This is a genomic window from Faecalibacterium sp. Marseille-P9590 (assembly GCF_017377665.1).
GTDB lineage: Bacteria > Bacillota > Clostridia > Oscillospirales > Ruminococcaceae > Faecalibacterium.
Map to the genome: position 1 here is coordinate 379,986 of NZ_JAFREF010000001.1, position 13,692 is coordinate 393,677.

The window sequence follows — 13,692 nt, forward strand, 5'->3', positions numbered from 1 at the left end:
AAGCAAAAATATCCCGACCATTTTCCTGTATGTCACAGGAGAATGGCCGGGACTATTTTTATTATTCCGCGAACCAGCACTCAATACAAATGGAACTTATGGCTGATCCGGTGTGCAATTTCATCCGGCAGCGGGCGGAAACCGATGCAGGTCAGGGTCATGCCCTCGCCGTTTTCATCAAATTCTTCCGGCTCCAGCTCGGTGTGGCAGGCATCCCGGATAAGGAAGAAGTCTTTGTTTTCCACAAGCCCCAGTTCTTCGGCAATGGTCTTTGCTTTCAACAGCTGATTGCGGTTCTTTGCCCCGCAGATAGTTTTGGTAAAAGAGCCATCGAACCATTCTTCATAGGTTGCTTTCTCCAACATGATTTCTGCCCGATAGCCGGTAATTTCTCCGTCTTTCTCGATGGGTTCCACGCCCTGTCCCATGCCGATGGGGTCGGTGAGGAATGCCAGCGAAGCATGGCAGCACTGCGCCGCCAGCTTACCGGGAGACATCTGCAGGTCTTTTCGGGCAATGATGAGTTGACGCATTTTCTCTCCTTCTTACGACAGCTTGATCTTCAAATCTGCCAACAGATTCACCGCTTCCGGCAGCGAAAATTTCGCATTCTTCAGGCGGCTGCCCAGAATGTCCACCTTATAGCCTGTAGCATCCCGGAAATCCGCCTTGCGCAGATCACACTGGTAGAACTCCGTTTCGTGAAGTTCTACACCCTTGAAATTCGCCAGCTGCATCTCGCATTTGGCAAACATGGAGCCGACAATTTCGTTGCCATCCGAAAAGTCGAAGCGGTTAAAGTTCATTTCGGTGAAGGTGTTATATTTCAGACTGCACTCTTTCAGCGTGTGGATAGGGTCCGGGAAGGCACCGTTGGACATCAGCGGTGCCCACTCAATTTCATTCAGGCGGCAGTCCTCAAAATCCAGCGACTGCACCGAGGAATGGGTACTGCGCAGACCTGTGATCTCACACCGCACGAATTTGCACTCGTTCAGCGTGGTATGATCCAGTTCGCATTTGGTAAAGGAGCAATCCACAAACACGCAGTCGATAAAGTTGCAATCCTCAAAAGCCTCCTCGGTGAACGACATGTCAGCAAACCGTTCACCTTCACAATAACGCTCTGTCATAAAATTCTCCTGTCAGCGCAGTTCTTCCAGCAAAGCTGTGCAGCCCTCCAGCACGTCCTGCCAAGTGGCCTCAAAGTCCCCGGTATACCACGGGTCGGCCACATCGCCGGGGCGGCGGGTATGATCCATCAGCAGAGACACTTTATGCTCCGGGTCGCCGCCCACAAAGCGCGCCATATTGCGCAGGTTGTTGTGATCCATGGCGATCAGGTAATCGTAGGTTTCGTAATCCCTCCGGGTCATCTGCCGGGCGGTTTTACCCTCGCAGGAGATGCCGTGCTCGGCCAGCTTCCGCCGGGCGGGCGGATAGACCGGGTTGCCGATCTCCTCGGTGCTGGTGGCGGCGGATGCGATTTCAAACTGGTCGGAAAGTCCGGCTTTGTCCACCAAGTCTTTCATTACAAATTCGGCCATTGGGCTGCGGCAAATATTGCCGTGGCACAAAAAAATCATCTTTGTCATTCCTTACACATCCCTCCACAAGTCTTTATAACACGACACATCGCATTATTTTTAGGCGTTGATTCTGTGCGCTTTTCACGCATCTCTACGCTGCTCTCCATAACTTTTCAGCAAAATGGTGTAGTAATGGTGTACCAAACCGTGCTATATCAACCTGACATCTTTCGCTCCTGCCGGTCAGACGACCCCGGAAAATCGACCAGTTTCGCCATCTGTTCCGCAGCGTGGTCATAGCTTGCATGGGTGTAGACATTCAGCGTGATGCTTGCATCGGAGTGTCCCATCACATACTGCAACGCCTTGATATCCATCCCCGCATTTGCCATGTTGGTGCAGAAGGTATGCCGGAATACATGAGGCGTGATGTGCGGCAGCGGTGCATCCGGGTACAGCTTGCGATACTTTTTCATCGCCCAACGCATCTCGTTCTCGATGTGCAATGCCACCTTCGGATGATCGTTTTTATCCAGCAGCAGAAACCCACTGTAGCCATCAATGATAACCTCATTTTTCAGCCGTTTGCGGTTTGCAAGCAGGTTCTGCAGGCTCTGGAACACCTCCTCCGTCATCGGGATAAACCGGCGGCCACACTCTGTCTTGGTTTTCTCAACGTAGTATTTGCCGCCGCTCTCCCGGATCAATTGATGGTCCACACGGATCTTTCGATTTTGAAAATCCAGATCCTGCAGGGTCAGACCACAGAACTCGCTGACACGCATTCCTGTTCCCAGCAGCACCACAAATTCATCGTAGTACTTGGCGTAGCTCTTATCCTCTCGGATGAAGTTCATCCACACCTTCTGCTGTTTCTCGGTCAGGGAGATACGCTTCTGCGAATCGTTGACCACCACATCCGTCAGCTTGAAGTCAAACGGATTGCGCCGCACAACTTCTTCGTTATAGGCCATCTGGAAAGCCGGTTTTACAACGCCCCGGATACTGGTTAGGGTGCTGTAGCCCTTTCCTTCCTTTTGCAGCTTGATCATCCACCGCTGAGCATCCGACACCTTGATATCCCGGATCTTTCTTGCCCCGAATGGTTCTTTTTGTACGATGTTCATCACAAAGCCGTACCCGACCTTCGTGTTATAGCGGACACCGCACTTCAGCGAAAGATAGCGTTGCAGCAGTTCGTATACCGTAATTTCGCCGCCTGCATAGTCAAGGCCGTCTTCAAGGCTTTTCTGCAGTTCATCCTCTTTTTCACGCAAGGTTTTAAGATCCGACGCATAGATGCACTTTCGGTTTCCCAAAGCATCCGTGTAGCGATATTGATAGATCAGGTCTTTTCGCTGGCTCTCTCCTGTCCGAAGAACACGCCCTTTATTGTCTTTTCTTCTTGACATCGTCAAACTCCTTTCCTGAATGGAAAGAGCCTTGATATGACACCCTCAGTATACCACATCAAGGCTCACTTGGCACGTCTGATTTTAGATGGAGTAGGCTTTATCGAGATATTCGTCCAACCTACGGCGTTTGATGAGCCGTTTTGAACCGATCCATAAAACGAACTGACAGTGCTCGCCGTCCGACAGCGTGCGAAGTTTGTTGATGCCAATGCCGGAATAAGCCGCAGCTTCCTCCAGCGTTAAATTGCTCTTTTCCCAAATCGGGACATCCTTCATAGGCAGACCTCCAATTCCTTGTAACCGAACGCCTGTAACCGGGCAGGAAAACTCTCTTTTTCTGCACACAGGGCATCCGGTGGGCTTTATACTTTTTCTTATTCTTTTAAGGTTACATGGTTACAGAGAGAGGAAAACACAGTAGCCATGCGGTTTTTGCGCTGTAACTGCAGCGTAACCGAACCTGTAACCAGACGTGTAACCACTGTTCATCAGAAGGGAAAGCCCAGTTGCTTGGCTTCCGCATCCGTTATTTCGGAGAAATTTTCAGCCCCGGTTTCGGGGCTGGTTACGCGCTCCCAGCCTTTCTGAACGCCGTACTTCGGGTAACGCTTGGCGGTTTTATGAGCCTGCCAGCCTTGGATATCGCCGCGCGAAATACCCGTGTTCATGATCTCGCAGATAGCACGGGTCTCCCACTCTGCCGGGATGTTCGTGTTGCCCAGAGCCTCCACATAGAGCTGCTTGGAACACACCCGGTCACCCGTGTAGTCCTCCAGAAAGGCGTAGATCATGCCCGCCTGTGCATCCTCCTGCATGAAATCCTGCTGATGGGCTTGCAGCGTTTCCTGCATGGCGGGGCTGAACGCCAGCTTGTAGTTTCCGCTGTTGTAGAGGATCATGGCTTCTGCCCAAAGCTGGTCGATATAGGCACGAGAATCTTCCTCATTGTCCAGAATGTGGACTTCGGCCAGTTCAGCATCCACCGGGATGGGGATAAAACGGCGGTTGCCCGTGCGGTCACGGGGCAAAAAATCCTGCCGGTTGGTCGTGCCAGCAAAGACGCACTGGCGCAGACGGTCGGCAGGATGGGTCTCGTAGGGGACTTTATAGGTTTCCTTCTGCTTGCTGAGAAAGCTCTTGATTTCCTCGATGCTCTTGGCATTGGCAGTGGCGATCATCTCCGACATTTCGATGATCCAGTGCCCTTGCAGCTTGCGGTACACGTTGTCATCGTCCAGCCGCCGCAGGTCGTCCGAGAACCACTCGTCCTTGACTGCCAGCAGTCGGAAAAAGCTGGACTTTCCTGCACCTTGCCCGCCCACCAGACAGAGCATGGTCTCAAATTTGCATCCCGGCTGGAACACCCGCTTGATGGCTCCCAGCAAGAAGATCTTCATGGCTTCGCAAGTGTACTCGTCCTCCGCAGCACCGAGGAAATGGTGCAAGACGTGGGCAATTCGCTCTGTTCCATCCCATTTCAAACCGTTCAGATAGTCCCGGATGGGATGATAGCGGTTCTCATTGGCAACGATTCGGATGGCGGATTCAATTTTCTTTTCGCTGGAAATGCCGTATTTCTCCATCCCCCGCAGGATATACTTCATGTCGGTGTCGTTCAACGTTTTGCCGGAGCGGGGCCAGCCCACGGGCTTTACAATGTCGATGCGCTCACTCAACAGGTTCAGTCGGATGGCATCGGCAAGCACATGGTCATTCTGCAAAATCGTGATGCAGTTCTGGATCGTCCGCTGGATCTCGCCGTTGGAGTGCTTGGTCAGCATCTCCTTTACTTCGGCAACGGTTCGTGGAGCGCGTTCTTCGTTGGCTTCTTTGCTCAATAAACATCACCTCGTGTTTCTGTTTTTTCAGCAGTGGGCGGCGCAGATGACTTCCGCTGTGCCTGTTCTGCCTGCAAGCGGTTCAGCAGTTGCAGAACGGAATCCCGCGCTTTCTCCTTGACCTGTTCTTTGCCTTTCTGCCGGACTTCCGGCTTCAGCAGCTTGTTCTGCAAACGGGCGGCGGTGGTTTGCATGGTCTTGAGGAACTTCTCCAGCACGGTGTCCAGATGCTTGGCGGTGTACTCTCGTGTGGCTTTGGGAGCCTTGCGCTCCGGGGATAGCACCCACTTCTTCGTGTCCTCGATCACCCGCATATCTTCTTTGCGGGTCTCGGTGCGCACTACATCCGTCACGACCTCCACCGCCTTGTCGTAAGCTGCAGCCGAAACATTTTCCAGCAGGGTCTCCATATCCGCTACTTTCAGGGTCAGTTCATCCAGCTTGCTCTGCTGGACGGCAAGCTGCTCCTTCTGCTTGGCAAGGATGAAGTCCTGCTTTTCCAGATATTTGCGGTTTCCGTACTCCGCTTCTTCCTCCAATTCCAGCCCATGCCGTTTTGCGATCTCGAACAGCATCTTCCGGCAGGCGGCATCGAAGGTGATCTTGCGGTTATTCCTGCGGCTGAGGGGCTTGTCCGGGTCGGGCAGATCAAAACCCAGTGCCTCCAGCGCCTTTTCCTGCTGGGGTGCCACCTCGCCATACTTGTTCTCGCAGTCGAACACATGACGCTCGTGGATGTGGGGGGTGCTTTCATCCAGATGCAATGCCCAGTCCAAAACGTGAACGTGTTCGCCAAACTTGGCCTTGAACTCGTCAATGAACTCGGTGACGATGTTCAGCAAGTCCTCTGCGGAAGCGTGGGCATCCAGCGTTCCCAGCTGATAGATGGTCTCTTCCGGGCAGGTCTTACGGCTGGACAGCAGGTCGGTAATGGAGCGGTTGCGCTCCGTGTGCCGGATTTTTGCGTTACGCTCGTTCTGGCTTTCCACAAAAGCCGTGTAGTAGGTCTCGTAGAATTGACGTTCCACCTCCGAGAAGGTCGCCGCCAGATCATCCGGGTCTTGTGGGTCAAGGGCCGAACGGAAACCGTGGAAGCAGTCCCAGTAGATGTTGCCCTTGGCTCGTTCCGGGTCGATATGCTCACTGTTGGCAAGGTTAAAACTCCGGTCATTGTGCTTGGGGTTATAGGTGCCGTGGGTCCCGGCTCGTCCGTTGTGCCGTGTTAATTTCAGATAGACATCCCTCCGTTTCGACTTATTGGCGTGGGAGAACGCAGCAGCGAAGCTGCTGAATCTGCCGCCGTTTTGCGCCAGATAATACCCAGTAGGATATGACGCACAGCATCATATCACTGGACAAGGCGTTCCCCCTTGACTCCCTTCAACGGGCCATTTTGGCCCGTTGATTTTGGCAAACTGGCGGGCAAAGATTTGCGAATCTCTGCCCATCAGCTCGTCCGGCTTTTTCAGTTGGCCAAAATGACCAACTGATTCCGTTACGGTCAGAATCAGGTTGTCATCTTGGCAACCTGATTTTTACGGAGTGGGGGTGACGTGTTACAGGTAAAACCGAAGTTTTCAAAATGAGAACTCCGGTGGTTTCGTTACGGGTGCAATCAAGTTATCATTTTGGGAACCTGATTCGGCGGGAATTGCAAATCAAGTTACGGAAAGCGTAACCTGATTTACAACCGCACAGCCCAAATTCCCATTTTGGGGATTTGGGAGTGAGCGATTAGGCGTTATGGTATTTTGGTGCTTTCCAAAATGGGAAGTGCCACTTTACTGATAAAAGCGAGCGTGGATAAAGAACTTGACAAACTTCATCAAGTTTCTCAAAGAGAAGCGTGAACCATCGCTTTACGCTGGCGGTAGTCTTTTTGCCGACAGGCATTGCTGCAATATCTGGCATCTGCCCGAATCGGTAAGAACTGCTCCCCGCAGCAAGCGCAGGTATACTTTCCTCGCTCAACGCGCTTTTTAAGCCTTTTCCGCAGATTCAGCATCTTGTGACCACAAGTCTGGAAGCTGCAATATTTTCGGTTCCGGGTCTGGGTGTAGATGACCTTGCGGCAGTATTCACACTGGATTCTGCGCACACTGGGGTCGCCATCAATGAAATATTCCATCAGGGTGTCCTGATTTTCACGTTCCCATTGTTCTGTTGTCATAGGCATCCTCCTTTGGCTGTTACGGGTGTGTGGTGGATAATGAAAAGCATTATTTGCCAAAAGTGTTACGGAAGCGTGGCTGTTATCAAAATGGTAACAGCCACTTTTGCACAATAAAGTGTTGCAATTGTTTGGTTGATGGTCAAAATGACCACCAACCAAAATCTGTGCGTTATGGCTGGGTGGTAAGTGGACATTTTGTCCATTTACCACTTCCAAGTGGTGAGTTACGGTTTTCGTAACCCACCACTTTTCACCGTGGCTTGACAAAATGTCAAGTCGAGGTCAAACGTAACACAAACGGAGTCAACGTGGACAATTTGTCCACATTGATTTAGGCAGCGGCAATTCACCTCGTGTGGACAAAATGTCTACATGAGGTGAGCCATAACGCAGAAGATCCTTCTGGGAAATGACGCTTTGTGTCATTCCCCAAATCAAATGGTCATTTTGACCACTTGATATTGGATGCGCCGTTCTCCCTGCATGGATTTCCTGCCCCCTTCCGGCGGCGTTTCCCGGCTCTCCCTTGCGGGGTCATCGCCGTGTATCCCATGCAGACGGTCATGCGGTTTTCAAGGTGCGGTGCTGGATCTGGCAATAAAAAAATCGCCACACAACAACCTGAATCTGACCATCTCTTCCGGGATGGCCTTGGTTCGGGTTCGTTATGTAGCGATAAGAAAGTCAAAAACTTGCTCCGACTCCTTCAGGAGCCGAGCTGGAACTCTAAGTAAATATGTTATATTAAATTGTTGGGATAGATTACCACAAAAATCGAGCCGTGTCAACAAAAAAATTCCGAAAATGCGTCACTTTCGGCAGCTTGCAAGAAAACGCACAGGAAACTTTGGTAAAAAGAACGAAAACAAGACTGCTTGTCCTGTTTGATATGATGTATCCAACAGCTTTCATTTTTGTAACAGCATAGCACAAAAGGGCGGCCATCTGCACCCATGCAGACAGCCGCCCTTGGTTTAATGCTGTATTCTATTTGTCAGTCTCTGAAAATCTTATCCAGTTCCCTTTCCATGGTGCCCGCCTTGGCAAATTCCAGCGTATCCGCCTGACGGATATGGTGGGCGGTGATGCCGTGACCCTTTGCAAAGCCCAGAATGTAGCTGATGGCAATGCGGTAGATGATCTCGGTCGGGGCCAGGCCATAGACCTGCTTGGCAAAGATATGTTCCAGCCGAGCGGTATCGTCCGGGAAGGCTTGCCGCATCTTCTCGCTGCGGTAAAGGCGCTTGACGATTTCCGTGATGTACAGGCCGGACTTCATGTAGGGGTCCAGGAAGGTCTTGCCGGGGTCATCGAAGCAGCCGGGGTTCTCCTGCTCCAGCAGATCCACCATCTTTTTCACCACCCACTTGGGGGTAAAGATCTGGTTGGTTTTCTGGGGCGGGATGTAATCGAAGATATCCTCGGTGCGGCTCTCGTCAAAGTAATCCGCCAGCTTGATCTTCAGGTTCAGAAATTCCTTCACCGAATCGTCAAACACCACCGGATCGAACAGGTGGCCTGCAAAGTGCTCCTCCTGTCCGGTGGCTTGGTTGAGGTAGGGGCCGCCGTCCCGCAAAAAGCGGAACTGCTCCAGCGTGATGCTGGTGACCTCCTGAAAGACCTTGTCCGGGATGATCTGGTCAAAATTTGCCAGTGTCACGGTCTCGTCGCCGTAGGCCATGAGGAAGGACGGGATGGTGCGGGAAAAGCCCCGGAGATGGTCACGGACGGTGTCCTCGTAGCCCTTTTTCTCCTGCTCCTTCTGGTTGGTCTCCACGGTGCGCACGATGGTCTGCTGCATTTCCTGCGCCGTCTGCTGGATGGTGGATTGCAACGTCTCCATCAGGGCGGCGGTGCTCTGCTGCTGCTTTGCGTCAAACTCCCGGTTCACCTGCTGGCGCTGCTGGGCGGTGGTGCAGTTCTGTAACTGCTGGGTGCGCTGGGTCTCCAACTGGCTCTGGTCGATGCGGTAGTTGTCCACCACCTTGTTCACCGCCACATCCATTTTTGCTTTGGCGGTGCTTTCAAACCGCTTCTGGTCGGACAGCTTCAAATCTCGCCCATACTCCTGCTTTGCCTGCTCCACCATAGGGGTGATAATCTCTTTGGTGATGCTCTTTTTCAGGGGTTCCAGATGCTCTTCTTTGGCAGGGGCCGGGGCATCGGTCAGGTCTTGCAGGGCGGTGTCCAGCGCCGGGGTGTTCTCATAAATTTTCGCCCCGAACACATCCGTTGCCTTGCCGATGACGTAGCCCTCGTCTAAATCCACCTCGCCCTTGTCGTTCAGGGAGAGGTCTGCGCCGGTGTCCGGGGTGATCTGGATGGGCTTTGCCTTGGCTTCGCTGATGGGCTGGAAGTTTTGCAGAATGTCCAGCACCTCCTGCGGGGCACTGAACACGTTGGAAATGTTCTGGAACAGGAAATTGCTCTGGAAGCCCATCCGCACCACTTCCTTGGACTTGATCTTGCGGGGGATGCTGAGGACTTTTTCTGCATCCAGCGGAATCATCTCCCCTTCCTCGTCCTCGCCGATGACCGGAAAGAAGTTGAGCAGATTCTGGATGTGCGCCTTGCGCTCTTCGGTGTCGCCCTTGCCGCTGGCAGTGTCCTGAGAAAGGTCGTTGGCGAACTGCTCGTAGATCAGCAGGGTGCGGGCGGGGTCAAAATCGAACACATAGGCGTTCTCTTTGCGGCGAAAGGTGCCGTTTTCGTGGAAAAGGCAGGGGTTCTGGGCACGGAACGCCGCCTGCATATACAGCGCCGGGCTTTTCAGGTTGGAGAGCATCAGCACCGCCGACCACTCCGGGATGGTGACACCGGTGGTCAGCTGCCCCACCGACAGGGTGATGGTCTTTTCGTGGTGGGCGATGGCGGCTTTTACCCGGTCAAAGCTTTTCTGGTTCTCGTCCGTGTCGTCCAGCTTGCCGTCACCGGCGGCAAGGATTACCTCATAGTCCCGGAATACCGGGTGTGCCTGCAGCTTTTTCGCCAGCGCTCTGGCACTGTCCACCCGATTCAGCAGCCAGAAGGTGTGCTTCAGTTCGGCACGCAGCTCCGGGGTGGAAAACGGAAATTTGTTCTGGGTGGTCATGGCATCCAGAAAGCGGTCCACCTCGGCCTCGTGCTCAAAGCTGCCATTGAGTTTCACCTTAAAGAACTCGTTCAGGTCAAAGGCAAATTCCTGCGTTTCACCGTCGATCTCCACGCCCTGCCGGATCTCATCCCGGATGATCTCGGACATCTGGTAGGTGTAGAGGTTGAGCATGGGGAGGTTTGCGTAGGGGTTCTGCTGCCCCGGTGCGCCCTGCCAGTTCCGCTTGGCGGCCTGCTCGTCCGCATAGGTCCAGTTGAAGATGGCATCCCCGGCAAACTTGTCGTTCGCCAGCGCCTTGAAGGGCGTGCCGGACAGGTGCAGCGTGAACTTGCGGCGGATGCGGTCAAAGGCAAGGTCGGTCTTGTAGGTGTCCACGCCCTCGTGGGCTTCGTCGATGACCAGCACATCCCAATTCAGTTCGGTCAGGTGGCGCAGCTTGTCGTACTCGCCGCCGAAATACTTAGAGCCTTTCATGTCCTGCAGGCTGACGAACTCAATGCGCTTATACAGTTCCTCGCCCTGTGCGGCGGCATCCAGATAGCCCTGCTCGTCCAGCACATGGGGCTGCCCGGCAAGGGCATCCACATGGCTGACGAACAGATAGCCGGACTCCCTGCCCAGAAAGCGCACATAGTCGCTGTACCAGCTGTTGGCGATGGCAGGACGGTTGGTGACGATGAGCACCGTCTGCGCATCGACCTGCTTGCAGAAGTCGTAGACGGAAAGGGTCTTGCCAAAGCGGGGCTTGGCATTCCAGAGGTATTCCCCGCCGGGGTGGCTCTGGTAATAGGTCTTGGTGTCGCGGACAGCCCTTGCCTGTTCTTCCCGCAGGGTGTAGGCGATGGCGGCATCCAGCTGCACCCGGCCCCGATTCATGCGGAAATCCTGAAAATACCGCCGGGACTGCTGCCCATCCAGATGGAACCACTCGTTTTTGCGGTCATTCTCCACGTTCAGCTTGCGGAGGTAGGCGTGGAAGTCGTGGTCGGTGAACACCTCGCCGCTGCCGTCATCGTAGACGGCATTACCCCGCCACTCCTCATGAAACAGCACATCGGCGGTGTGGGTCTGCTGTTTCAGGCGTTTGTCCACCGACTGCTCGGTGTAGCCGATCTTCGTCCAGCCGTTGTGCCGGGCAATTTCCGGGGTGGTATAGGCGTAGATCATGGGCACCACCTGCCGGGCAGTGCGCAGGGTTATGCCAGCCATTATGCCATCTCCTTTATCATTCCTTGAATATAGTTTACTTCTTCACTAGACAAACCATATTTTTCAAACAGTTGTTTGTCTGTCCATTTTCTTGTAAAATCCTGACAAGGAACAAATGCAAATGACGCTTTACTCAACTGCTGCGTCATTGCAATTTGTAAGATAAGAAATCGAACAAATTGCGTCTTTAAGTAATCCATATAGTTGGTTGCTTCTTCTTTTGAATCAAATGCTCCTGCCACAAGATACGTTTCGGAACATATTTCGCCCGGCTTCAAAAGTTCCATCGTCGAAAGGACACGGTACTTTCCATCCTTGGCTGGTTGTCCTGCGTGTTCAGCCGTAAGACGAGAAATGATAATTTTCCATTGGTTAATTATTTCTGTTCCAACCCTTATTTCGGTTCTTTTATATGGGCCACGTCCTCCATTGTATCGTAGTGTGATGTCACCGGTTTTCATTGGCTTTGCTGTTGTTGCTAGTCCAAATGGTTTTCTGCTGGAAACCACTTTATCCAGTGTTAATTCTCCATCTTCTTTTACTTTTTTGACTATCTCGGATGCAACCGGATAGCGAATAAATGTTTGAAACTCGTTCAAATCTCTGTATGCTGTTGTGGCTTTTCCATTACGATAGTTTGTATACTTACACTTCCCGTTATATGCTTCTTTCCAGACAAAGTAGCAAACGCCACCTGCAACATCTACATTCGGAAAAACATCTAGCGAATTAGAATAATCAACCAATGTTGAAATATGTCTATCTCCTAGCATTTCCTCTCTGAACTTATCCAGTCCTTTACCGCCGGAGTACCATTTTGCAGGAATAATCAAGCAAATTGCGCCGGGATGTGTAGTTTTGATCGCTTCGATAAAACGATTATAGATAGGCGTTGCACTTACGCCGGCACCGCCATCACTTATCTGATACGGCGGGTTTCCGATGACATAATCAAACTTCATGCTGGTACTCCCTTCCTGAATGGTTTCAAAGTTCTGGGCGGTTCCATGGCTGCCCTTGCGCCAGTTTTTCACTTTACAGGATACCGTGGGCGGCTGCGGCTCTGCCGCCCCGAACATGGAAAAGAGGTCAAGCTGTTCTGCCTCCGGCTGGGGCTTGCCGCCGGGCACAGACAGGTGCAGGCCGTCCATCTGCCACAGGTTCCAGCTGATGATGTTGGCGATGGTTTGCAGTTCCTCTTTTGTGGGCTTGCGCTGCCAGCGGTTTTGCAGATGCTCTGCATAGGTCAGCAGCAGGTTGACCCGCGCCAACAAAAGATTATCGCCCTGATACTCGTAGCCGTAGGTGGACTGCACCGCATGGGTGGCATATTTGCACCACTCGTCCTCTGTGGCGGCGTTCTCGCTTACCACACGCAGCTTGCGGTCCAGAATGCCAATGCGCCGGGGCACCGGGATCATCTCGCCGGTGGCGGCATCGTACCGGGACACAAGGAACGGAGCCTCGCCGCAGGTCACCTCCAAGCGGCGGCTCTGCACATACTGCACCCATGCCGGGTTCTTGCCCCCGCAGGCCGGGAACTGCACCGGCGTTTCCACCGTCTGCCAGCCTTGGGGCAGCTCCACCGTGAACTGCCCGGCACTTTCCCCTGCCCCCAGCCCACGGAACCAGTCGGCGTCCAGTGCGTTGTTCATCTTGTTGCAGACCCATGCAGGGCTGAACACCTCGCCTTTTTTGCGGGTGCGCTGCTGCTGGGTGTCGGTCTGCTTCATCATCCGGGGCAGCACTACCTCGTAGTGGGTCAGCCCGAGCTGCTGGGTGGTGATCTGCGATTTATCCGTCACCGGCTCGTACATTACCGTTTGCAGTTCCTCCGGCGGGTCGGTGGCCCAGATGATGTTTTTACCGGTGGATTTATCTTTTAGTAGCGTATCCAGCACCGCCTGCACTTCTGGTGCGTGAAAGTCGATCAGTTGTTCCAACGGGGTATTCCTCGCTTTGCCTTAGCGTTGCGGCGGAAGTGATAATGTTCTTAGCACTTTCAGCCTATACTAACAAGTATCTTATCATTTTCAAGGTAAATTAACAAGATTCTCGGCGTTTTTTACCAAAAGTGATATGAAACACCTATACTTATGGCAAAGAAAGGCGGGAAAAAGATGATTGGAGCACGATTAGCCGACCTGCGAGATTGGAATAACCAAACGCAGGAAGAACTCGCCAAAGCCCTTAATGTAGCAACCTCTACCATCCGCAGTTGGGAGCATGAAAAGAGTTCCCCAAACCATGAGATGTTGATTGCCATTTGCAGGTACTACGGCACCTCCGCCGACTACCTGCTGGGTCTGACCGACATCGACCCCTCGGACGAAGCCCGCAAACAGCGCCAGCGCTTGACCGAAGAAGAACAGAACGAGATGCATCGCTACGAAGAATATCTGTTGTGGAAACGCAAAAAATAAGCCGCCCAGCG

11 protein-coding genes are annotated in these 13,692 nt (G+C 52.9%); 1 reads left to right on the plus strand and 10 read right to left on the minus strand.

Annotated elements, in window-relative coordinates:
- Positions 1–80 precede the first annotated feature (80 nt).
- The 10 genes from J3349_RS01900 to J3349_RS01945 all read right to left on the minus strand — a co-directional run bounded on the left by J3349_RS01900 (position 81) and on the right by J3349_RS01945 (position 13,201).
- Positions 81–533: an aminoacyl-tRNA hydrolase gene (locus tag J3349_RS01900; protein ID WP_207676266.1), complete on the minus strand. Its 453-nt coding sequence runs from the start codon at positions 531–533 to the stop codon at positions 81–83.
- A 12-nt stretch (positions 534–545) separates the two neighbouring features.
- Positions 546–1,133: a pentapeptide repeat-containing protein gene (locus J3349_RS01905; RefSeq protein WP_207676267.1), complete on the minus strand. Its 588-nt coding sequence runs from the start codon at positions 1,131–1,133 to the stop codon at positions 546–548.
- A 12-nt stretch (positions 1,134–1,145) separates the two neighbouring features.
- Positions 1,146–1,595, minus strand: coding sequence for a low molecular weight protein-tyrosine-phosphatase (locus tag J3349_RS01910; RefSeq protein ID WP_207676268.1), 450 nt, complete (start codon positions 1,593–1,595; stop codon positions 1,146–1,148).
- A gap of 149 nt (positions 1,596–1,744) precedes the next feature.
- Entirely contained in the window at positions 1,745–2,941 is a 1,197-nt protein-coding gene (locus J3349_RS01915; protein WP_207676269.1) for a site-specific integrase, read from the minus strand.
- A gap of 84 nt (positions 2,942–3,025) precedes the next feature.
- Positions 3,026–3,220 (minus strand): excisionase, encoded by a 195-nt coding sequence (locus J3349_RS01920; RefSeq protein ID WP_117503796.1) that lies wholly within the window; start codon positions 3,218–3,220, stop codon positions 3,026–3,028.
- Between the two features lie 212 nt (positions 3,221–3,432).
- Positions 3,433–4,725: a virulence-associated E family protein gene (locus tag J3349_RS01925; RefSeq protein ID WP_207676372.1), complete on the minus strand. Its 1,293-nt coding sequence runs from the start codon at positions 4,723–4,725 to the stop codon at positions 3,433–3,435.
- 53 nt (positions 4,726–4,778) lie between these two features.
- Positions 4,779–5,810 carry a hypothetical protein gene (locus tag J3349_RS01930; protein WP_347564962.1) on the minus strand — a complete coding sequence of 344 codons (1,032 nt, stop codon included), beginning with the start codon at positions 5,808–5,810 and terminating at the stop codon, positions 4,779–4,781.
- Positions 5,811–6,616: 806 nt separating this feature from the next.
- Complete coding sequence (locus J3349_RS01935; RefSeq protein ID WP_207676270.1) at positions 6,617–6,952, minus strand: hypothetical protein; 336 nt, start codon at positions 6,950–6,952, stop codon at positions 6,617–6,619.
- Between the two features lie 997 nt (positions 6,953–7,949).
- A complete protein-coding gene (locus J3349_RS01940; protein ID WP_207676271.1) occupies positions 7,950–11,258 on the minus strand; it encodes a DEAD/DEAH box helicase family protein in 3,309 nt (1,102 codons plus the stop codon).
- Positions 11,258–13,201: an Eco57I restriction-modification methylase domain-containing protein gene (locus J3349_RS01945; protein ID WP_207676272.1), complete on the minus strand. Its 1,944-nt coding sequence runs from the start codon at positions 13,199–13,201 to the stop codon at positions 11,258–11,260. Before J3349_RS01945 ends, J3349_RS01940 begins: the two co-directional genes overlap by 1 nt.
- 177 nt (positions 13,202–13,378) lie before the next feature.
- Here J3349_RS01945 and J3349_RS01950 point away from each other — a divergent pair, with 177 nt between their 5' ends.
- Positions 13,379–13,681: a helix-turn-helix transcriptional regulator gene (locus J3349_RS01950; RefSeq protein WP_097792897.1), complete on the plus strand. Its 303-nt coding sequence runs from the start codon at positions 13,379–13,381 to the stop codon at positions 13,679–13,681.
- Positions 13,682–13,692 lie beyond the last annotated feature (11 nt).